Source organism: Pseudomonas sp. DE0010 (assembly GCF_007680745.1).
Lineage (GTDB): Bacteria > Pseudomonadota > Gammaproteobacteria > Pseudomonadales > Pseudomonadaceae > Aquipseudomonas > Aquipseudomonas parafulva_B.
On record NZ_VEJQ01000018.1, the window covers coordinates 53,199 to 73,085 of the forward strand.

The window sequence follows — 19,887 nt, forward strand, 5'->3', positions numbered from 1 at the left end:
GTACGCGGCGCGACGCCGGTCGACGACGTGCGGCGCTACCGGCTCACTTGGGGTACAGCGGTGGCAGGCTGCCGCTCTCGCCAGTGGGCAGCAGCACCTGTTCGGCCGGTGGAATGGTGCCGATCGCCCGCCACAGGTCTTCGCCTTGCCAGTGCTGGCCGCTTTCGCTGTACAGCGCACCGTTCAACCCATCCAGGGCGTCGGACAAGGGCACGAAGCGCGCTGCCATTTCGGCCAGGGTCTGCGGTTGTTGCCGCGCCCAGGCATCCAAGGCCTGGCGCGTGGCCTGGGGGTCGTTGGCCAGGCAGGCACGCTTGAGGTCGTCCAGCAGGGTTCGAGGGCTGGGCCCTGTTTGTGCCGCACGCAGCACCGCTGGCTGCGAACGGGCGCGCCACCACAGGGTGAAGCCCAGTAACGTGGTCAACGCAAGCACAAGGGTCGCCACCTGCCAAGGCCACAGCAGCGCGCTGCTGCCATTGCCCACCACCGGAGTCTCGGCCACCAGGGCAGGGTTGTCCTGCACGGTGATCGAGCGTGCAGGCAGGCCACTGTGCTCGAGGTGATCTTCGCGTGTGTTCCACCAGGTCACTTCCAGCGCAGGTAAGGCCAGCGGGCCGCTGTGGGTGGGGATGAGCGCCTCGCGTTCCTCGCGGGTGGCGGTCATGCCCCGTTCGCTGATCTCGTTGCGCAACAACGGCTGGTCGGGGTAGCGGCGCAGGCCGTTGGCCTCGGTGGGCGGCACTGGCGGCAACTGAGCACTGGACAGGCCTTCGGCGCGCAAGGTGACGGTGCGGGTCAACGAGTCGCCGATCTGGGTCTGCTGGCCGGAAGGGTCGGGGCTCCAGCGTTCCTCGAGGGTCAGGCTACGCGCGGGCAGCCAGGGCAGTCCGGCTGGCCACTGGGCCGGGACGGGCCGTACCGTCAGGCGCAGCGGCAGTGAGCTTACCTGTATCTGGCGGCCGGCACGTGCAGCGCCGTTGCCGTTCTGCTCGGCCTGGCTGCTGGCCGCAGCCGTGGCGGTGAAGGTCAGTGAAGGAATGTCCAGGGTGCCGCTTTGCTGGGCATAGACCGCATAGCGCGTCTCGATCACGCCATGGCGCACACCCTGGATTTCCTTTTCGTAGGTGCGCGATTCGCCCAAGGGCTCGACCTTGGCGTTGTCCAGTTGCAGCGGGCTGAGGCTGCTGTCGTCATACAGCGCCACCGAATGGTAGATGCGCAGGGTCAGTACAGCCTGGGCCTGCACGTAGACATCGGTGCTGTCCAGGGTTGCCTCGATGAATACCTGGGCGTTGTCCTCGCGGTTGGCATCGGCCTGCAGCACTTGCAGGTCCACCGGCTGGCTGAACGACTGCCCCAGTTGCAGGGCAGGAATCTGCAGGCTGCCGCTGCGCCGGGGCAGGAGCGTGATGATCCAGCGGGTGCTGGCGCGGGTTTCGCCATCGAGGGTGTGCAAGCTGTTCAGCTGCCGGGTGCTGCGCACCTCGAAGTCGCCTTCCAGGGCCCGCAGGTCAGGCTTGCCGAACTCGGTCACATCCTGGCTTTCGAGGGTCAGCTCCAGGCTCTCGCCGGCTTCCAGGCGGGTACGATCGACACTGGCCTTGAGCGACGGCTCGGCATGAGCCAGCAGGTTCCAGAGCAGCATGAAAAGAAAGACGCCGCAGCGACTCATCGTGGGGTTTCCTGTTGCAATTGCTGTTCGTACCAGAATTTGCGCCGGAGCAACTGCGCGGGATTGTCGGGGATTTCTCGTAGCCATTGTTCAAGCGCCTGGCGTTGCTCGGCATCCAGCGCGGTGGTGACAGGCGTGTGGGGTGGTTCGACCACATCGTCATCCTCGCCTGGCGGGTTGCCAGGTGCACCCTGGTCACTGCCGTCGCCTTGCGCCGAGGCGCCGTCCCCGGCCTGCTCGTCGGAACCGGGCGCAGGCTCTGCCGGGCTGCCTTGTGCGCTGCTGTTCCCTTCGGTTTCACGGCCTGGCGAACCCTGGGCTTCGGTGCTGCCGGGCTGTTCGGCAGCTTTGCCCTGGCGCTGGGCCAGCATTTGCTCGACCAGGGCCTGATTGTCCAGCGCCGCCTGCAGGTCGGGCTGACGCTCCAGGGCTTGGTCATACGCGTCCAGCGCCGCTTCCAGTTCACCACTGTACGCCAGGGCATTGCCGCGATTGTAGTGGGCGGCGGCGGTGTCCACCTGCAGAAACGCCTCGGCGGCGCCGGCATAGTCACCCGCCTGGTACAGGGCCATGCCCCGCCATTGGGGGTCACGGAAGCGGCCGGCGGCTTCGGCCGCTCGACCCTGTTCGAGCAGGCGCTGGCCTTGCTGGTCGGGGCGCAGCCACAGATCCTCGAGTTCGAACGCCTGGCCGGGCTGGGGCAGGGCGAGCAACAGGGGCAGGCAGAATAGCCAACCCCGCCGACCGGCACAGGCTGCCAGCAACAGCAATGGAATCAGCAGCCAGTACCCCTGGTCGGCCCAGCTGTCCAGTTGCAAGGTCTGGCCCTCGCTGCGTGTGCTGCGCGGGTTGTCGAACAGCCCGAGGCCGCGCAGGTCCAGGTCATCGATGCGGGCATGCCGGTAGCGCCCGCCGGTGCCGTTGATGAAGCCTCTAAGGGCTGCACTGTCCAGCCTTGGCAACAGGATCGCGCCCTGGTCATCCTTGAGAAATTCGCCGTTGGCCTGGCGCACTGGCGCCCCGTCGCGGCTGCCGATGCCCAGCATCAGCAGGCTCGGACCGTGGCGACCCAGTGCCTGGCTGATACCTTGGCGCTCGGCGGCGCTGAGCGAGGACCCGACCAGCAGCAATCGCCCCTGGCCAAGGCCGCTCTGGGCGAGCAGCGCCAAGCCCTTGTGCACGGCAAGGTCTGCCCGTTGGCCGGGCTTGGGCATGATCGAGGGGTCGAGTGCTTCGAGCAGGTTGCGGGTGGTGGCCAGGTCATCGGACAGCGGCACCAGGGTATGCGCCGACCCCGCGTAGACCACCAGTGCGGTCTGGCTGTCACGGCGGTGCTCAAGTACGTCGAGGACCTTGCGGCGCGCCTGCTCAAGGCGATTGGGCGGGCTGTCCTCGGCCAGCATCTGCGGGGTCAGTTCCAGCAGAATGACCAGAGGGTCGGCAGGCCGCTGGTGGTTTTCCTCCACGCGTTGCCAACTCGGGCCCAGCAGGGCCAGCACCACCAGCAGCCAGGCCAGGCCCAGGGCTATCCAGGGTAGCTTGCTGGTGGTGCCGCTGCCGCCACCGAGCAGCACGTTGTGGAAGGCCGGGGGCAGGATCATTTGCCAACGCCCGGCGCGCCTGCGCCGGTGCCATAGCTTGAACAGCAACCAGCCGAGCACGGGCACGCTCAACAACCACAGCGGGCGCAGCCATTGGGGCCACAGATCAATCATCGCGGCCTCCTCAGGCGCAGGCGTTTGAGGCGCTGCCGCCATTGTGGGTGCGGTTTCAGAAAGCGCGGCTTGCGCAGCTGGCGCTGCAGCGGGTTGTCCGGCCACTGCACGCTGATCACCAGCAGCACGCTCAGCAGCAGCGCCAGGGCCAGCGGCCAGGCATACAGGGCCTTGGCGGTACGCGCCTGGGTCGGCTGTTGCGCCACAGGTTCCAGCCGGTCCAGCGTGTCGCCGATGGCGTCGAGTTCGGCGCCATCATGGGCGCGGAAATACGCGCCCTGGGTGGTCTCGGCGATTTCGCGCAAGGACGCTTCATCCAGGTCCAGGCTGGGGTTCAGGCCCAGCAGGCCAGGGGTGCCGGTGGCTTGCGGGTCGGCGCCAATGCCGATGGTGTAGATGCGCACGCCCTCCTGAGCCGCCAGACGGGCGGCGGTGAGGGGGTGGATCAGCCCGCCATTGTTGGCCCCGTCGGTGATCAGCACCAGTACCCGGCTCTGCGAGGGCCGCTGGCGCAGCCGCTTTACGGCCAGGCCAATGGCGTCGCCGATGGCGGTGTTCTTGCCGGCGATGCCGATCTGGGCTTCATCGAGAAAGGTACGCACCGTGCGCCGGTCGAAGGTCAGCGGAGCCTGCAGGTAGGCCTGGCTGCCGAACAGGATCAGCCCCACTCGGTCACCTTCACGGTCCTGCAAAAAGTCGCCCAGCAGGGCCTTCACCAGGTCGAGCCGACTGATGTCCTCGCCTTGCCACTGCATGTCCGGGAAGTCCATCGAGCCAGACACGTCCACCGCCACCAGTAGATCGCGCCCACTGGCTGCCACCGGCATCGGCTCGCCCAGCCATTGGGGGCGAGCGGCGGCGCACAGCAACAGCAGCCAGATCACGACGAACGGCGCCTGCTGGCGCCAGGTTGGCAGGTTCAGACGGGCGCGGCGACCCGCCAGGCTCTCGAGCTCGTGCAGGAAGCCGACTTTCAGCACGGGCTCGCCACTGTCGGCGGCAGGCAGGACGAGCCGTGCCAGCCAAGGCAGGGGCAGCAAGGCGAATATCCACGGCCAGGCCAGTTCAAACATGCTTGCGAATCCAGGTTTCCACCGCTTGGCTGAGGCCGGCGATGGCCTTGTCGTCCAGGCGGCATTCGGGCTTGTAGGCCCCTTCGACCAACACCATCCAGCGGGTCAGGCCTGCCGCCGGGCAGCGGTTGTCAAGAAACGCCAGCCACTGCCGGCCATTGAGTGTGTGGCTGTTGGCCAAGGGGTAGTGACTGCGACACAGCCGTTTGAGCAGGGCGTTGATCTGCTGCAGCCAGGCGCCGGCAGGCGCTTTGTCATAAGGGCGGGGCAGGCGCGCCAGTTCCTCGAGGGCGGCCACGCGCACCGGGTCCAGCGGCTGCTCGGTGCGGGGTACGGGCCGTTTGCGGGGGCGCCAGTGACGCACGCGCCACAGGCCCCAGGCCAGCACGGGCACCAACGCCAGCAACAGCCACCAGCCAGGCGCCGGCGGCCATGGGCTGATCGGCGGGGGCGCGATCAATGGCTGCAACTGGTCAAGCGGGTTCACGAGGCGCTGCCCAGGCGTTGTGCGCTCAGGTAATCGCGCAATTGCTCGATCATCTCGCTTTGCGTAGTCAGGGGCATCAGCAGCACCCTGAGCTTTTGCGCCATCAATTCCCAGCGCTCGATGCGCGCCTCGGCCTGTTGCCGGTAGGCCTGGCGCAGCCCTTCGTGCAGCGTGTCCAGTTCCAGCTGCGCACCCCGTTGCGCGAACCTCAGCAAGCCGGCTGCCGGCAGGGCGTGGTCCAGTGGGTCCGATACCGGCATCAGCAACAGGTCGCAGTGACGGGAGAGCATGGCCAGGTGCTGTTCGCACTGGGGCGTCAACGAGCGCTCATCGCAAATCACGATGGCCAGGCTGCCAGGCCTCAATACTTCCCGCGCCCTGCGCAGCGCAAGGCCAAGGCTATCGGCCTGGGCCACGCCTTCGGTGTGCAGCGACTGGTTGACCTTGGCCAGGCGATTGAGCAGTTGCAGCAGGCTTTGCTTGCTGCGCCTGGGTTTGATCTCGTGGGGATCGTTGTCACCGAACACCAGCCCCCCGATCCGGTCGTTGTGCCCCAGCGCGGCCCAGCCGAACAGGGCAGCTGCCTGAGCCGCCAGTACCGACTTGAACACTAGCCCGGAGCCGAAGAACAGCCGCTGGCTCTGCTCCACGAGAATGAAGATCGGCCGCTCGCGTTCTTCGTGAAACAGCTTGGTGTGGGGCTCTTGGGTACGGGCAGTGACTCGCCAGTCGATATTGCGCACATCGTCACCGGCCTGGTACACCCGCACCTGATCGAAGTCCACACCCCGGCCCCGCAACTTGGAATGGTGCAGGCCCACCAGCGGGCTGCGTTGGCCGGGGTTGGAGAACAGTTGGATTTCGCGCACGCGGTGGCGCATGTCGATGAGTTCGGCAAGGGTGATGCGAATGCCGGGTTCGATCAGCGGGGCGCTGGACATGGGGTCAGGCAACGGCCACGACGTCGAGGATCCGCTGCACGACCCGGTCCTGGTCGACCCCCGCCGCCTCGGCTTCGAACGACAGGATGATGCGGTGGCGCAACACGTCGAACAGTACCGCCTGAATGTCCTCGGGGCTGACGAAATCGCGCCCGGCAAGCCACGCGTGGGCCCGTGCGCAGCGGTCCAGGGAAATCGAACCGCGCGGGCTGGCGCCGTAGGCAATCCAGTCGGCCAGTTCGTTGTCGAATTTGGCCGGCGTACGCGTGGCCATGACCAGTTGCACCAGGTACTCCTCCACCGCGTCCGCCATGTACAGACCGAGGATTTCCTTGCGTGCTGCGAAGATCGCCTGCTGGCTGACCCGCCGTTCGGGCTTGGTCTCACCCCCCAGCGCCTCGCCACGGGCCTGGGCCAGGATGCGGCGCTCCACGGCGGCGTCGGGGAAGCCGATCTTGACATGCATCAGGAAACGGTCGAGCTGCGCTTCGGGCAGGGGATAGGTGCCTTCCTGCTCGATCGGGTTCTGCGTGGCCATGACCAGGAACAGCGGCGACAGGTCGTAGGTACTGCGCCCCACACTGACCTGACGCTCGGCCATGGCTTCGAGTAGCGCCGATTGCACCTTCGCCGGCGCCCGGTTGATTTCGTCCGCCAGCACCAGGTTATGAAAGATCGGCCCCTGCTGGAACACGAAGCTCCCCGTCTCGGGCCGATAGATCTCGGTGCCGGTGATGTCGGCGGGCAGCAGGTCAGGGGTGAACTGGATACGGTGAAATTGCGCCTCGATGCCCTCGGCCAGTTCCTTGATGGCCTTGGTCTTGGCCAGGCCCGGTGCACCTTCCACCAGCATGTGGCCATCGGCCAACAGCACGATCAGCAGCCGCTCGACCAGCTTTTCCTGGCCAAGGATCTGGGAAGAGAGAAAGGTGCGCAGCGCGATCAGCGCCTCACGGTGTTCCATCGGCGACGGTTCCTGATAGAGGACCAGGCGGCTGATGGCAGCGGCCCGGCAAGGGTTGATACTTTAATCCATCCGAGGGGGTGGCGACCAATGGCGGCTTGGAAATTTATCCATCCTCGGCTGCCTGGCACCCGGAAATGTCCTGCCCGATGATCGCCATTGCCTGATGGTTCGGCATCGTACCGTGGCGCTTGCTTGTGCTTTTCAGCCAGGCAGGTAGCACTACAATGAATACGCACATCACCGGCAGCCAAAGGGCAGACGCTATCGAAATACGTCTGGGCCTATTCTTCGACGGCACGGGCAACAATCAGCACAACACCACGGTGTCGCACGGCAAGGGTGCAAGTTATGGCAATGCCTTGAGCAACGTCGCACTGCTGCATGACCTCTATGCGCAGCAACCGGAAGACGATGGGCAGCGCCTCGTGCTCAAGCACTATGTCCAGGGGATTGGCACCCAGGCTGGGGAAGCCGATGAAATCTATGCTTCGGCCACCGGTCGCGGGCGTACGGGCATCGAGGCGCGTGTGGAGCAAGCGCTGGCCGATATCGCCGCGCTGTTGCGCGACTGGCAGCAAGGCCATCGGCAAACGCGCATCGAGCGGATAAGTGTGGACCTGTTCGGTTTCAGCCGCGGTGCAGCGGCGGCCAGGCATATGGCCAATGTGTTGCGCAACGAGCCTGCGCGTCTGTTTCCACACTGCCCGATCGTCATCCATTTCATCGGCTTGTTCGACACGGTGGCAGCCATCGTTGCACCCCTGCAAGGGGATTTCGACCCCGCCGATACCCGTCAGGGTGGGCTGCAGCTCGGGTTGCCCGAAGGCATTGCCAACCATGTCGTGCAACTGGTGGCCGGGGATGAGCAGCGCCACAACTTTCCCCTGATAGGCAGTGGGCACGACATCGTGCTACCGGGTGTGCATTCGAATATCGGTGGTGGCTATCAGGATGTGGTCGACGAAGACGTGCTGCTGTGCAAGCCCCAGTCCCAGCGGGTAGCGGCTGAGGTACCTGCACAACAGGCCGGCGTCTACACAGCCGTCGCCGCATTGATGGCTACCGCGTTCAATGACCTTGGCCAACCGCCTGCGCATGTGGTCAGTTGGGAACAGCCTGTGCCTGGTGGGGAGCCCCGTGAACCGCAGAAACAGGTCTATGCCGCCATTGGTCGAAGGCGACAGGTAGCCGGGCAGCTGTCACGGGTCTACTTGAGCATCATGCGCGAGTACGCAGCGCGCGCAGGCGTGCCCTTTGCACCACTGGGCTGCGACAGGCAGCACGCTGTACCGGAGGAACTGCGTGGCATCAGCGACAAGTTGCATGCCTATGCGTTGGGAGCCTGCCCATCGCTGGAACTGAGCGGGCCGGAGCAAATCCTGTTGCGCGAGCGCTATATCCATACTTCGGCGCACTGGAATGCCGTCAAGGGCATGCGCAGCAGTTCACTGGACGTGCTGTTCATCGACCGGCCGGGCGTAGCGGGGCGGGTGGTGCATCCTAATCCTGTCTAGGGTGTTCGGGTGTAGAGTGGGGCTGCCTTGCACCAAATCTGTAGGCTATCGAATTTCCCGGGGGAGCGGCCTAGCCGCGATGGGCCGCAACGCGGCCCCCCCGACACTCTCGGCTGCAAAGCTGAAATATTGGGGCCGCTTCGCGCCCATCGCGGTCAGTCCGGCGCCCCGGCCAGGCCGCACAGGTATAGCCTTAACGCCAAGCCGGCGCCCTACCTGTGGGAGCGGGCAAGTTCGCGAAGGAGGCAACGCGATTTATGGCACCGACTGCGCCAGTGATCGCCGGCTAGCTCAATGTCCTAAGCCATCTCCGCTTGCACTTGGCTGATGATCCGCCCCTCGCTCAAGGTGATCACCCGGTCAAACCGCGACAGTGCGCTCTGATCATGCGTCACGCAAATCAGCCCTCTCCCTTGGAATGTTTCGAACAACAGATCCCAGGTGCGCTCAGCCGATCCGGCATCAAGCCCGGCTGTGGGTTCGTCAAAGAAATTGAACTCTCCAGGCTGATTAAGAAGGCGTAGCAGCGTCAGCCTGCGCGCCTCGCCGCCCGAAATTGATTCTGCGCGCGCATCCAGGTCAAGTTCGTACCAGTCTTTGCTCAGGCCCAGCCGTTCAAGCCATCGTTCGATTTGAGCGCGGTCATGAGTCTGTTCGAACAGCACCGCGCGGGGCAGGGCGCCGGGTATGAAGTGCGCATCCTGAGGGCAGAGTCGCAAACGACTGAACTGTTTACTCGCGTCGAGCGAAGCCAGGCACCTGCCTTGCAGGTGAACATCCTTGCGCAACTGGAATATCGTGCCTGCCAGCGCATGCAGCAGTGTCGATTTACCACATCCGCTGGGCCCGATCAGCGCGACCCGTTCCCCTTTGTGCAGTACCAAAGGTTCTTCGATGTGAAGTTGCACCGTGTTCCGGGCGCTCAACTGACACGGGGCGATGCGCAGCCCGGTGCCATTCTCGTGCAATTTCGTCCCGGCAGAATGTGTCGGGCCAAACGAGGGCAGTTGGAGCCAGTGTTCGAGTCTGTGTTTGTCGAGCCTGAACTGGTCGAGTAAGCGCCAGGCCTCCGCCAGTTGTGCAACCCCTGCCAGCAACCCACTCACCAAAGTGAAGAGAGCAACCAGCTCGCCCAGGCTTAACTGCGGTGTTGCCAGAGCCTGATCATGGATGCCCCACATGAGCAAACCACCGCTGCCCAGGCCAATGAACAACGTGCGTAATCCCTGCACCCAGCCCCCGCTGTGAGCTACTCGTACTGCTGAATCGGCATAGTGCGAAAGTGTCTGGTTGACCGGTAGCATTGCGGCATCCTCGGCCTTTTCCAATTTGACCGTTGCCGCGCTGGCGAATGTATCCACCCATTGTTCCGCCAGTTCATCCTCACGCGCGTTGACTGCCTCGATGTGTGGCCGGCGCCAGCGCACCAGGCGATCATTGGCCCACAGGTAGGCCAGGCTCAAAGGGATGAGGCCGATCAATACCGAAGTAGCCCCCAGGTACGTGAAGAGCGTGATCAGCACTGCGGCTTCGGCCAGCACTGGCCATGCCGTGCCAATCAGAAAGCCTAACCACCGCTCCTGTGCGGTAATGCCCCTATCCAGCACCTTTACCAGTGTTCCGCCATGGAGTTGTCCATAGGCCTCGAAGCGCTTGTCCAGTAATGCGCGGCACCAGCGGATGGACAATTGCTTCACGCGTTCCTGGCAGAGCCGTGCCAGGCACCAGGCTTGCAAAGGGGTCATTGAGGCTTGTAATGCGACAAGGCATATGAAGGCTCCGAGCAGAAGCTGGGAAGATGCGGCTGACGTGGCCAGGTTGTCGATGATGTCGGCCAGGATCAGCGCGGGTACGACAGTTGAGATTTTCAGGATGAGTGTTGCGCTCAGGGCTGCGAGGATTCCTCGATAGATTTGCATGTCATTGCCCTATGCCTTTGAGTGCACTCTGTGGCGCGACTGGAATACCTGATCTGATCAGGTGGAAGCGTTCCAGTCCGGGTATGAACACTTGAACAACCGTGGCGAGACTAGGGTGCTCATAAAGTGTGCGATAGAACGCGGTCTTATTTTGTTTTTCCAGATTGATTAGCGTTCGCTTGACTTGCCCTCGCACGCTGAGATTAGTACGTGGAGGGTGAAAAACGGGTACAGCATAGGTAGGGCAGGGGTGCAGAAGTGCCGAAAGACGGCTGGAATGAGCAAGCATTTTTTCAGCAGCGAGATCTTCTTGTTTTTCTGTGGCTCCAGAAAGCTGCTCGCACTGAATCTGTTCTGTTACGGCGCGGTACATTGCAATGGAGGGGTTGATGGAACTTCCCGAACCTATGCTGCTGAGTGAGCCTTCTTTTTTACTGCGAGAAACGGCAATGCAAAATGGAACTTCGTAGAAGTCGTGCGTCAGGTATATTTCTAGTTTCTTCGTTCGGCGGAGAAGATCGGTGTCATGAGCGAATGTTTCTTCTAGAAAAGAATCCGAGGGCTGATAAAGTTTGAGTGGAGGAGTCAGGCCGCAAAGCGATAGGTAGTACATAGAGAGGGCGTGGCGTTCGATAGCTTCATTTATGGCGTGTAGCAAAGCTTCGCTCTCTGTGCAACCAAGTGCGGTGCCAGAATTGCTTGTATATTTGGAGAGGAAGCCAGCTGCAGTTTTCTCGATTTCGTTAATGTTTCTGGGAGAGGGCGATATCAATATTGCGGGGATGGTTATTTCGTCGTAAGTATTCAGCGCCTGAAGGCTGAAATAGGGTATTAGGCAACCAGGTGGTATGGACTTGAGCAGCCAGTCATCAAAAGGTGCTATCGACTGCAGAATTTTATCGCTTTCGATGACTGTTGGGGTGGCCTTGTCGACGAAGTAATGCTCTAGGCTTTCGGCAAGTGCGCCTAGCTCACAGTGCTCCCCTTTTCCTGCTCCGCAAGATACTTCTTTGTAGGCACTGTCGTATAAATGGCATGTAGCGACCAGGCCATTATATTTTGATAATTTTGTCTTCGAATGAAACCCCAGGTGACGATGCAGTGTTGTCAGGCGGCAGTAGGCTTCTTCTGTGTTTAGTTCGCGCTCAGTCATCATATCTTGCTCCTTGGCAGGACCAGAAGGGGCTAAGCCCCTTCTGGGTTATCGCTTACAGCAGGTTGAGAAACTCAATCTCGGACTCGGTGAATGTGTAGTTCATCACGCGAGGGACCTGTGGAATGGTGATTTCAGAACGACGACGTCCCATGGTTACTACTCCTATAAAGTTTGTTTTGGTGCGCCTTTCAACGCGTCACTGTTGTAACACTTATTTTTTTCTTGGCTCAAGGTCTGACCGAGGTTTGTGGGGGAAAGTTATCGTAGGATTTTTTCCCAATGCTTGAGGCCTGCTTCCTACATTTTTTGAAGAGGTAGAGAAAATGTTCTAATAATTAGCCGGTTAGCGTTTGCTGAGAGTTAGAGAGGTTAAACATTCAGTAAAAAATGAAAGGATTACGAACGGCCGACAAAGAGGGCGCGCGGCCATCATTGGTCTCAGCAGGCTTGGCTTTTACTGTGTAGAGTCGCGATGCTCTTGAAGTCTGTCTCGATCTGGTTTGAGTGCGATAGGCAGGCGCTGATGGATGATGCGAAGTTGGGGATGGAGCAGTGAGAGGGTGGCTTTGATTGCATGAAGGCCGCCAGGTGTTCGCCGTGGCAATTTCAGCGCCTGTGAGATCGAGCGCCGCCCGCGCGGCAAGCCCGCTCTGACAAAGAATCCCGCACACCTCGGTATCCTGAGCCCTGCACGCTATCGATCACAGCGATAACCACTATCGAGCGGCCGGTCTCTCGCCTGGCAGCCCGTGCTCTTATACTCGCGGCCTGATTTAGCCTCTCGTGCGCCTGTCTCAGGCGCCATGTCATGGAAGTGTGCACAATGCCAAGCGTCAGCCCGGCCCCTCGTGGTCTGCCCGAACACCAACAGCAAAGCCTGCTCCAGCAATGGCTGGCCATTCTCTCCGTGGCCGTGGGCGCGTTCGCCCTGGTGACCAGCGAGTTTCTTCCAGTAGGCGTGCTGAACGACGTCGCCAATGACCTGGGCATCAGCGCAGGCCTTGCCGGGCTGATGGTCACCTTGCCCGGCATCATGGCGGCCCTGGCGGCGCCGACCATTTCTGTCGGTGTCGGCAACCTGGACCGGCGCTACCTGCTGATTGGCCTGACCGTGATCATGATCCTGGCCAACGCCATCGTCGCCTTTGCCGGTAATTTCCACCTGTTGCTGCTCGGGCGCGTGCTGCTGGGGGTGAGTATCGGTGGCTTCTGGGCGACCGCCATCGCCTTGAGCAGCCGCCTGGCGCCCGAGGGCGTCGGGGTGGCCAAGGCCAATTCGATCATCATGGCCGGCGTCACCCTGGCCACGGTCATCGGCGTGCCGGTGGGTACCTGGCTCAGCGGGCTGATGGGCTGGCGTATGACGTTCCTGGTCACCGCCGTGGTAGGGGTGCCGGTACTGCTGGCGCAGGTCATGCTGCTGCCCCGGTTGATGCCAGAAAAGGCGATCCGCATCAGCGACCTGCCGGCGTTGTTCATCAACCCGCAAGCGCGGGTGGGCCTGATTGCCGTGTTGCTGATCGGCCTGGCGCATTTTGCGGCCTACACCTACGTGGCCCCTTTCTTCAAGCAAAGCGCCGGCTTCGATGGCCCAACCATTGGCTCATTGCTGCTGCTCTACGGCGTGGCAGGCTTCATGGGCAACATCTTCGCCGGCTTCGCGGCCAACCGCAGTGTGCGGCATACCCTGCTGCTGGTGGCATTGCTGATAGCCACCAGCACGGCGCTGTTCCCGCACTTTGCCACCGGCATGACGGGCGCTGCCATGCTCATCGCGTTATGGGGCTTTGCCTTCGGGGCGTTTCCTGCCTGCGCGAACATCTGGATGTTCGTGGTCGCGCCCAAGGATGTGGAGCGGGGCATGCCGCTGTTCGTGGCCATGTTCCAGGTCATCATCGCCGTGGGCTCGTTCTTCGGTGGTCAGGTGGTCGATCACTTGGGCACCGGTGTGCTGCTGAGCGCGGCTACGGCACTGGTAGGTTGCGGTTTCGTGACGGTGCTGGTGCTCGGGCGCAGTGTCAGCAATGCGATGGTCAGCCAGCCGGGTTGAGCCTGGCACTGATCGACCCGCGTCCGGGCGGTGTGGGGGGATTGGAATGAACGCGGCGCACCGACTAAGGGTCGCATGTTCACACCCTCCAAGAAGGAAACCTGCAATGAAAGCGATGACTCGACTGTTCACTGGCCTGGCCCTGGTTGGCGCGATGGGCGCTTCTGTTGCCTGGGCCGATCAGCCCGGCGCCGACTGGAAAGTGAACAAGGATCAGGCCGAAGCTGCCCTCAAAGGCGCCGGCTACACCCAGATCACCAAGATCGAAGCCGATGACGGTCACTGGGAAGGCGAGGGGATGAAAGCTGACGGCAAGCAGTACGAGTTCAAGGTCGACCCGCACGATGGCCGTATCGTCAAGGATGAACTGGATAACTGAGTTCAGCCTGCATTCAAAGCCCATCAGGCCCACGCAACAGCGTGGGCCTGATGCATTGGGTCAGCGGCGCAGCAGGCGCGACACCACCATGGCCAGCGCGGCACCGATGGCTACCGCTGCAAACGGCTTTTCCTTGACGAACGACGAGACGCAGTTCACGGCATCACCGTAAGTCTTGGTCACCTGGCCTGCTGCCTGGCGGCCTTCGCCTTCGGCTTCCAGGGCCGGATCGTCGATCAGACGACCTACAGCGCTCTGGGCTTTACCCGCAATGTTCTCTGCTACACCTTCGATCTGTTCGCGTTTCATGGTTCGGTCATCCTTTCGCTAACGGGATTGGTTAAATAGCAAAAGGTTAGGGCGCTAGCGCCGCCTATTGGTTCCAACGAAAGCGGTCCCAAATACTGCCGCGCCGTGCACCTGCCGCTGCTACGTGCCTTCACGCACGTGCCGTTCCAGGATCCTCGGCCCGCTGCCTTCCTCGCCCAGCACATCCTGTGGGTTACGTAGCGGGCATTGCTCCAGCGACAGGCAGCCGCAGCCGATGCAGTTGTCCAGGTTGTCGCGCAACGCCTGGAGCAGACGGATGCGCTGGTTCAGGTCTTCTCGCCACGCGCTGGACATCTCGCCCCACTGAGCCGCCGTGAGCTTGCTGTTGGGCGGGTAGCGCCCCAGCGCCTGCTTGATGTCATCCAGGGCAATACCGGTACGCTGGGCTACCTTGATGATCGCCAGGGTGCGCAGCACCAGCGACGGATAGCGGCGTTGGTTGCCAGCTGTGCGCGTGCTGGCGATCAAACCTTTGCTTTCATAGAAATGCAGTGCCGATACTGCGATACCGCTGCGGCGAGCCACCTCACCTACGGTAAGCATCCGTGTCGAATCTGCTGCCATGCGGGTCGATCTCCAATGAGTGGCTGTGGTGCGTCAGAACGCTGGGGGGAAAGCAGCGGCGCTGGCGGGCATGCGGTCGCGACGTAGCTGGTTGACCAGGCTGTAGCGATCAGCGGGGTAAAGGTTTTCGCAGACCGCCATCAGGTCGCCGTTTTCCTCGCGGTAGTGGCGCACCACGCACAGCGCCGGTGAGCCCGGCTCGGCACTCAATACCTGTGCCTGTTGCAGGGTGAGCGCCTGTGCCTGAATGCGCTGGTCGATCACCGCGATGACTCGCCCGTAATGCTGCTCGATCAGGCGGGCGATCAACTGCTCGGGATGTGCCTGGGCCAGCTCGACCACCTGCACGTAGTCGGACTGGGCATACACGGCGCTTGCACACAGCGCCAAGGCGTGCCCGGCAGAGGTACGGTGCAACGCTTCGATGCACAAGTACTGTTCCCCTGGCACCAGTCCCAGGCGCTCGGCCTCTTCAGGGGCGGCCACGAATTGGCGGACATCGCGAACCTGACGCACCGGTGCCTGAAGGTGATGCGAGAGCTCTGCCAGGTTCGCGATCGACTGCCGGTAGCCGATCTGGGGGTGGCGCGCCTCGACACGTGTCCCAACGCGCTTGCGCCGGGACACCAGGCCAAGGCTCTGTAACTGCTCGACCGCTGCGCGAACCGTGTGCCGGCTTACACCGTAAAGCGCGCACAGTTCGATTTCAGTGGGCAACAAGCCCCCGACCGGGTAGCGGTTGCTGGCGATTGCCTCGATCAAGTCCTTGGCCACAGTGGCATAGCGGGCTTGGTGCATGGTGGAACCTGTCTGGACGTCTACAAAAGCGCCAGTGTACCAGCCGAGGTCGTTCCCGAGCCCAGCTCCCCGCCATCGCCTCATTGCCCCTTGTGCGATCTCAGTAGCAACGCTGCCACCGCACAGCCGAGCAACGCCAGGCAAGCCAGGTAGAACGCATCGCTGTAGGCCATCAGGTAGGCCTCGCGCCGGATGGTGCCCGACAACCCTTCGAGCCACTGCTGTGAGTGCCAGAGCCATGTCTGCACGGTCGGGTCCAGGCGCGCGTGCAGCTGCGGCTCGAACACGGTCACGTGCTCATGGATGCGCGCACTGTGCAGGCGTTCGCGCGTGGCCACCAGCTGGGTCAGGCCGGCCGTGCCGATGGCGCCACCCAAGTTACGCAGCATCGAGAACACCGCCGAGGCGGATCCGGCCTCGCGCTTGTCCAGCCCGGCCACTGCCAGCACGGACAACGCGACCATGATGAAAGGCTGGCCGATGCCCCGCACCACGGTGGAAGGGATGATCACATTGTCGGCACTGTCAGCAGTCAGGCTGGCGCCCATCCAGCAGCCCAGCGCCATGATCAGGAACCCGCTGGCCACCATGAACTTTGCGCTGGTCCACCTCATCAGGCGCGGCATCAACGGCGCCAGCAGCAGCTGCACGAGCCCGTAGGCGATCAACGCCACACCCACGTCTCGTGCACTGAAGCCCTGCAGTTGCGACAGGTAGTTGGGCACCAGAAACACCAGCCCGAAGGTGGCGGCGCCGAATATGAACATCGCCAGGCTGGCCACGCCGAAGTTGTAACGGCCCAGCAACCGCAGGTTGATGAACGCGCGCGGGCCGAACAGCTGAGTCGTCACGAACAGCACCAGGGCCAATGCCGACACCACGGTCATGCCGGTGATGAACGAAGACCCGAACCAATCCAACCGGCCGCCTTCTTCCAGCACGATCTGCAGCCCGCCCAGGCCGATCACCATGGCGGCGATGCCCAGCCAGTCACCGTGGCGCAGCAGCTGCAACTTCATCGGCCTGGCCTCGATGGACCAGGCAATGGCGCACAGCAACGCGATGCCAGGAAACAGCTGCAGGTAGAAGATCCAGCGCCAGGAATAGGCATCGGTCAACCAGCCGCCGATCGAAGGGCCCGCGGCCTGCGCCACGCTGTTGGCCAGGCTGAACAAGGCCATGCCCATGGCCATCCGGCTGGCCGGCAATTCGGTGATGATCAGCTGGAACGACAGCGGAATCAGGACGGCACCGGCGGCGCCCTGAATTACCCGGATCACGATCATGGTTTCAAGGTTCGGCGCCCACGAACAGGCCACCGACGCGATCAGGAAGACCAGCGAGCCCGTCCACATCACCCGGCGCAGGGAGAACACCTCCACCAGCCAGGCCGTCAAGGGGATCATCACGATCTCTGCCACCAAGTAGGCGGTGGATATCCATGAGCCTTCCTCGAAGCTGGCGCCCAGCGAGCCGCGTATCTCGGGCAGTGCGGCGCTGGTGACGTGCACGTTCATGCCGGCCATGAAACAGCCGAACAGCCCGCCCAGCACGGCCACCCAGGCGCGCAGGGATACCGGTTGTTCAGCGCGCATCGCCAGGCTCCGGCGTGCGCGTGTCGACGGTGGTCACCACCGACATGCCGGGCAGTATCTGCGGCCCGTTTGCGGGCAGGTCGAGCAGGATGCGCACCGGAAAACGCTGGACGATCTTGGTGAAGTTGCCCGTGGCATTGTCCGACGGCAGCAGCGCGAAGACATTGCCCGAGGCCGGCGAGAAGCTCGCCACGTGACCTTTGAATGCATGGCCAGGGAAGCTGTCCACCTGAACCTGCACAGGCTGCCCTGGGCGCATCCGAGCCAACTGGGTTTCCTTGTAGTTGGCCACGACATAGGCCTTCGCCACCGGCACCACCGCCAGCAACGGCTGGCCCGGCACCACGTATTGCCCTGCACGCACGCGGCGCTGGCCCACTACGCCTGCCACCGGGGCGCGCAGTACGGTGTCTTGAGCGTCCTGTTCGGCCAGCCGGCGTTCGGCGCTGGCGCTTTCGAAGGCGGCCTGGCGCTGCTGTAAGTCGGCCTCGGCCTGGGCAGCGCCGGCCTTGGCCATCCGTTGCTGTGCCTGTTGTTCACGCCAGGCTGCTTTGGCCCCTTGCTCGACAGCCTTGGCTTGGTTGGCAGCGGCCAGCGCCTGCTCCAGCCGTTGGGTCGTGGCGGCCTCATCGCGTACCAGGCCCTGGTAGCGCTGCAGGTCCAGCTGGCTGCGACGACGTTCGGCGCTGGCACTGTGCACGGCGGCCTCGGCCTTGAGGGTTGCCTGCGCCTGCTGCTCGATGCGCTGCACGGCCAGCTCGCAGCGAGCCCGTGCCGCGTCTATGGCCGCCTGCGCCTGGCGTTCGGCAGCGCGCGCGCGATCCCTACGAGCCTGGTAATCGCTATCCTGCAACCGCACCAGCACAGCGCCGGCTTGAACCGGCTGGTCATCTTCGACCTCTACCGTCGCCACATAGCCTGCCACGCGCGAACTCAATGCCACCCAATCGGCGCGGATGTAGGCGTCATCGGTACTTTCCAGGTAGCGCCCGGTGGTGAACCAGTAGCCAGCAAGGGCCAGTAGTGCCAGCACGCCCAGGCCTGCGCCGCCGATATAAACCAACCGCCGTCGCGGGCGAATGGTCGCATGCTCGGCAGTCGGGGTGGGGGTGGGCGTTTCTACAGCAGCGTTCATGGTGGGGTTCCATTGTCGAGTTGAGGCAGTTGCGCTATGCGAGCGGTGGGCGTTGGGCGGTGAGCGGTGCCTGGGGCGTGGCGGATTCACCATCCCCCGCCCAGCGCGCGAAACAGGTCGACCTGCGCCCTGGCCACCTTGCCGCGCGCCTCGAGGAGCTGGTCATGCAGGGCAATCAGCTCGCGCTCGCTGTCAAGCAGGGCTAGCCCGTCCTGGGTGCCCGCACGGTAGCTGGCCTCTGCCAGGGCGAAGCCACGCTGGCTGTGCTCAAGCGCGGCCTGCAGCGAAGACAGGTGCTGCTGCTCACCGGCATGACGGGCCAAGGCCTGGCGCACATCCTTCAGGGCCTTGAGCGCGACGCTGCGATAGTGAGCGCGCTGGGCCTGCTGCAAAGCCTGGGCCTTGCCCAACCGGGCACGATTGGCTTGCAGGTTGGGAAATTCCCAGCTGATCAGTGGGCCGACGCCGAACGTGATGGCGCGGCTGGCACCCAGGCCATTGATGTGGCGATCAGCACTAGCCAGCTGGGCGCCAAAGCGAACCTTGGGGTACAGGTCGGCGCTCACGATGTCGGTTTCCAGGCCGGCGGCTTGCAACTCTCGTTCAGCCTGGCGTACGTCGGGGCGCCGTTCGAGCAGGTGCCAGCCATCGCCTGTGGGCAGCGCTGCCGTGAGCGAAGGGATGGCAGCGCAGGGTTGGGTGTGATCGACCGTGACCTCACCCGCCAGCGTGCTCAGCTCGAACAGTGCCACCTGGCGCCGCGCCTCGAAAACGGGTATCCGGGCGCGAACCTGCTCACGCAGGCCAAGCAGCCGCTCGCCGTCCAGCGCCGTAGCGATGCCGGCCTGACGCTGGCGGTCGCTCAACAGCAGGCTGCGATCAAGGGTGCGCAGGGCTTGCCTGGCTTGACTCAGGCGAGCGGTGTAGACGCATTGTTCGATGTAGGCACGGCTGGTCTGGGCTGCCACCTGCAGTCCCACGGCATCGTGTGCGGCAGCCGCGGCCTGCGCTTGCGCCTTGGCGCGATCGATTTGGGCTTGCACCTGCCCCCACAGGTCCACCTGATAGGCCAGCTCCATGCCCGGATTGAAGTGCCAGGAGGAAGAAGCATGGCTGTCACGGGCCTGGGCCAGGGTCTGATCGTCACTGTCCCTGCCGTAGGTCGCAGCAATGCCCAGCGAGGTAGCAGGCAGGCGCTGCGCCTGGAACTCGCCAATGCCGGCCAGCAGTGCGCGCACGTTGGCTTGGGCCTGCGCCAAGTCCTGGTTATTGGCCAATGCGCGCTCTACCCAGCGATCGAGTTGCGGGTCCTGGTATAGCTGCCACCAGCGCTCGGGTAAAGACTGTGCGCTAACCCCGGCCCGGGTCTCGGCCAAAGGATTGACCCGCATGGCTGCAGGGGGCTGTTCGCAGGCGACGGGGTGCGTGCAACCTGCCAGCAGGCCGAACGTCAGAACAGTGCAAAGGCGTACGGGGGAGGGGATCATCGACAAAGTGGGCATCATGAACATCGCTTGGCAGTCATGATGCAACGTTAACGAGATCAGTCAGGCCAAGGCTGCCGCAAGCGGGACAACCGTGCGCGCCAGCCG

Annotated in this window: 18 protein-coding genes; 3 read left to right on the forward strand and 15 right to left on the reverse strand. The window is 63.4% G+C overall.

The window, feature by feature from the left end; genetic code table 11:
- Positions 1 to 43: 43 nt before the first annotated feature.
- Genes FS767_RS14735 through FS767_RS14760 form a run of 6 tightly spaced genes read right to left on the reverse strand, consistent with a single transcriptional unit; the run spans position 44 to position 6,852 of the window.
- On the reverse strand, positions 44 to 1,672 hold the full coding sequence (locus FS767_RS14735) for a BatD family protein (protein ID WP_144966481.1): 1,629 nt from the start codon (positions 1,670 to 1,672) through the stop codon (positions 44 to 46).
- The gene (locus FS767_RS14740) at positions 1,669 to 3,387 is read right to left on the reverse strand and encodes a tetratricopeptide repeat protein (RefSeq protein WP_058605511.1); all 1,719 of its coding nucleotides are present in this window, start codon (positions 3,385 to 3,387) and stop codon (positions 1,669 to 1,671) included. Before FS767_RS14740 ends, FS767_RS14735 begins: the two co-directional genes overlap by 4 nt.
- Positions 3,384 to 4,460 carry a VWA domain-containing protein gene (locus FS767_RS14745; protein WP_144966483.1) on the reverse strand — a complete coding sequence of 359 codons (1,077 nt, stop codon included), beginning with the start codon at positions 4,458 to 4,460 and terminating at the stop codon, positions 3,384 to 3,386. The genes FS767_RS14740 and FS767_RS14745 overlap by 4 nt, the downstream gene beginning before the upstream one ends.
- A complete protein-coding gene (locus tag FS767_RS14750; RefSeq protein WP_058637649.1) occupies positions 4,453 to 4,947 on the reverse strand; it encodes a DUF4381 domain-containing protein in 495 nt (164 codons plus the stop codon). The genes FS767_RS14745 and FS767_RS14750 overlap by 8 nt, the downstream gene beginning before the upstream one ends.
- Positions 4,944 to 5,888 carry a DUF58 domain-containing protein gene (locus tag FS767_RS14755; RefSeq protein ID WP_144966485.1) on the reverse strand — a complete coding sequence of 315 codons (945 nt, stop codon included), beginning with the start codon at positions 5,886 to 5,888 and terminating at the stop codon, positions 4,944 to 4,946. Before FS767_RS14755 ends, FS767_RS14750 begins: the two co-directional genes overlap by 4 nt.
- A 4-nt stretch (positions 5,889 to 5,892) precedes the next feature.
- Entirely contained in the window at positions 5,893 to 6,852 is a 960-nt protein-coding gene (locus FS767_RS14760; RefSeq protein ID WP_023533720.1) for a MoxR family ATPase, read from the reverse strand.
- Between the two features lie 227 nt (positions 6,853 to 7,079).
- Here FS767_RS14760 and FS767_RS14765 point away from each other — a divergent pair, with 227 nt between their 5' ends.
- Positions 7,080 to 8,369: a DUF2235 domain-containing protein gene (locus FS767_RS14765; RefSeq protein ID WP_144966487.1), complete on the forward strand. Its 1,290-nt coding sequence runs from the start codon at positions 7,080 to 7,082 to the stop codon at positions 8,367 to 8,369.
- A 299-nt stretch (positions 8,370 to 8,668) separates the two neighbouring features.
- Here the strand turns inward: FS767_RS14765 and FS767_RS14770 are convergent, their stop codons facing one another.
- Genes FS767_RS14770 through FS767_RS14780 form a run of 3 tightly spaced genes read right to left on the reverse strand, consistent with a single transcriptional unit; the run spans position 8,669 to position 11,595 of the window.
- On the reverse strand, positions 8,669 to 10,288 hold the full coding sequence (locus FS767_RS14770; RefSeq protein WP_144966489.1) for an ATP-binding cassette domain-containing protein: 1,620 nt from the start codon (positions 10,286 to 10,288) through the stop codon (positions 8,669 to 8,671).
- Between the two features lies 1 nt (position 10,289).
- Complete coding sequence (locus tag FS767_RS14775) at positions 10,290 to 11,444, reverse strand: YcaO-like family protein (RefSeq protein WP_144966491.1); 1,155 nt, start codon at positions 11,442 to 11,444, stop codon at positions 10,290 to 10,292.
- Between the two features lie 52 nt (positions 11,445 to 11,496).
- Complete coding sequence (locus FS767_RS14780; RefSeq protein WP_058604509.1) at positions 11,497 to 11,595, reverse strand: hypothetical protein; 99 nt, start codon at positions 11,593 to 11,595, stop codon at positions 11,497 to 11,499.
- A 672-nt stretch (positions 11,596 to 12,267) separates the two neighbouring features.
- On the opposite strand from FS767_RS14780, the gene FS767_RS14785 reads away from it, so the two are divergent.
- Both FS767_RS14785 and FS767_RS14790 read left to right on the forward strand, forming a co-directional pair.
- A complete protein-coding gene (locus FS767_RS14785; protein ID WP_144966549.1) occupies positions 12,268 to 13,494 on the forward strand; it encodes an MFS transporter in 1,227 nt (408 codons plus the stop codon).
- Positions 13,495 to 13,600: 106 nt separating this feature from the next.
- Positions 13,601 to 13,873, forward strand: coding sequence for a PepSY domain-containing protein (locus FS767_RS14790; protein WP_023533665.1), 273 nt, complete (start codon positions 13,601 to 13,603; stop codon positions 13,871 to 13,873).
- A 60-nt stretch (positions 13,874 to 13,933) separates the two neighbouring features.
- On the opposite strand, the gene FS767_RS14795 is transcribed toward FS767_RS14790, so the two are convergent.
- The 6 genes from FS767_RS14795 to FS767_RS14820 form a co-directional block, all read right to left on the reverse strand.
- Positions 13,934 to 14,182 carry a CsbD family protein gene (locus tag FS767_RS14795; RefSeq protein ID WP_023533700.1) on the reverse strand — a complete coding sequence of 83 codons (249 nt, stop codon included), beginning with the start codon at positions 14,180 to 14,182 and terminating at the stop codon, positions 13,934 to 13,936.
- A 120-nt stretch (positions 14,183 to 14,302) separates the two neighbouring features.
- Entirely contained in the window at positions 14,303 to 14,767 is a 465-nt protein-coding gene (gene soxR, locus FS767_RS14800; protein ID WP_058604511.1) for a redox-sensitive transcriptional activator SoxR, read from the reverse strand.
- 33 nt (positions 14,768 to 14,800) lie between these two features.
- Positions 14,801 to 15,565: a GntR family transcriptional regulator gene (locus FS767_RS14805; protein WP_144966493.1), complete on the reverse strand. Its 765-nt coding sequence runs from the start codon at positions 15,563 to 15,565 to the stop codon at positions 14,801 to 14,803.
- Between the two features lie 80 nt (positions 15,566 to 15,645).
- Complete coding sequence (locus FS767_RS14810; protein ID WP_144966495.1) at positions 15,646 to 17,160, reverse strand: MDR family MFS transporter; 1,515 nt, start codon at positions 17,158 to 17,160, stop codon at positions 15,646 to 15,648.
- Positions 17,150 to 18,295: an HlyD family secretion protein gene (locus FS767_RS14815; RefSeq protein WP_144966497.1), complete on the reverse strand. Its 1,146-nt coding sequence runs from the start codon at positions 18,293 to 18,295 to the stop codon at positions 17,150 to 17,152. Before FS767_RS14815 ends, FS767_RS14810 begins: the two co-directional genes overlap by 11 nt.
- 86 nt (positions 18,296 to 18,381) lie before the next feature.
- On the reverse strand, positions 18,382 to 19,797 hold the full coding sequence (locus tag FS767_RS14820; RefSeq protein WP_256674275.1) for an efflux transporter outer membrane subunit: 1,416 nt from the start codon (positions 19,795 to 19,797) through the stop codon (positions 18,382 to 18,384).
- Positions 19,798 to 19,887: the final 90 nt, after the last annotated feature.

What these genes read in the sequence shown, in the direction of transcription:
- FS767_RS14795 (WP_023533700.1), bottom strand. Translation starts at nt 14,182, where the DNA reads ATGAAACGCGAACAGATCGAAGGTGTAGCAGAGAACATTGCGGGTAAA.
- FS767_RS14790 (WP_023533665.1), top strand. Translation starts at nt 13,601, where the DNA reads ATGAAAGCGATGACTCGACTGTTCACTGGCCTGGCCCTGGTTGGCGCG.
- FS767_RS14765 (WP_144966487.1), top strand. Translation starts at nt 7,080, where the DNA reads ATGAATACGCACATCACCGGCAGCCAAAGGGCAGACGCTATCGAAATA.
- FS767_RS14785 (WP_144966549.1), top strand. Translation starts at nt 12,268, where the DNA reads ATGCCAAGCGTCAGCCCGGCCCCTCGTGGTCTGCCCGAACACCAACAG.
- FS767_RS14760 (WP_023533720.1), bottom strand. Translation starts at nt 6,852, where the DNA reads ATGGAACACCGTGAGGCGCTGATCGCGCTGCGCACCTTTCTCTCTTCC.
- FS767_RS14780 (WP_058604509.1), bottom strand. Translation starts at nt 11,595, where the DNA reads ATGGGACGTCGTCGTTCTGAAATCACCATTCCACAGGTCCCTCGCGTG.
- FS767_RS14755 (WP_144966485.1), bottom strand. Translation starts at nt 5,888, where the DNA reads ATGTCCAGCGCCCCGCTGATCGAACCCGGCATTCGCATCACCCTTGCC.
- FS767_RS14810 (WP_144966495.1), bottom strand. Translation starts at nt 17,160, where the DNA reads ATGCGCGCTGAACAACCGGTATCCCTGCGCGCCTGGGTGGCCGTGCTG.
- FS767_RS14775 (WP_144966491.1), bottom strand. Translation starts at nt 11,444, where the DNA reads ATGATGACTGAGCGCGAACTAAACACAGAAGAAGCCTACTGCCGCCTG.
- FS767_RS14820 (WP_256674275.1), bottom strand. Translation starts at nt 19,797, where the DNA reads ATGCCCACTTTGTCGATGATCCCCTCCCCCGTACGCCTTTGCACTGTT.
- FS767_RS14735 (WP_144966481.1), bottom strand. Translation starts at nt 1,672, where the DNA reads ATGAGTCGCTGCGGCGTCTTTCTTTTCATGCTGCTCTGGAACCTGCTG.
- FS767_RS14815 (WP_144966497.1), bottom strand. Translation starts at nt 18,295, where the DNA reads ATGAACGCTGCTGTAGAAACGCCCACCCCCACCCCGACTGCCGAGCAT.
- FS767_RS14740 (WP_058605511.1), bottom strand. Translation starts at nt 3,387, where the DNA reads ATGATTGATCTGTGGCCCCAATGGCTGCGCCCGCTGTGGTTGTTGAGC.
- FS767_RS14805 (WP_144966493.1), bottom strand. Translation starts at nt 15,565, where the DNA reads ATGCACCAAGCCCGCTATGCCACTGTGGCCAAGGACTTGATCGAGGCA.
- FS767_RS14745 (WP_144966483.1), bottom strand. Translation starts at nt 4,460, where the DNA reads ATGTTTGAACTGGCCTGGCCGTGGATATTCGCCTTGCTGCCCCTGCCT.
- FS767_RS14770 (WP_144966489.1), bottom strand. Translation starts at nt 10,288, where the DNA reads ATGCAAATCTATCGAGGAATCCTCGCAGCCCTGAGCGCAACACTCATC.
- soxR (WP_058604511.1), bottom strand. Translation starts at nt 14,767, where the DNA reads ATGGCAGCAGATTCGACACGGATGCTTACCGTAGGTGAGGTGGCTCGC.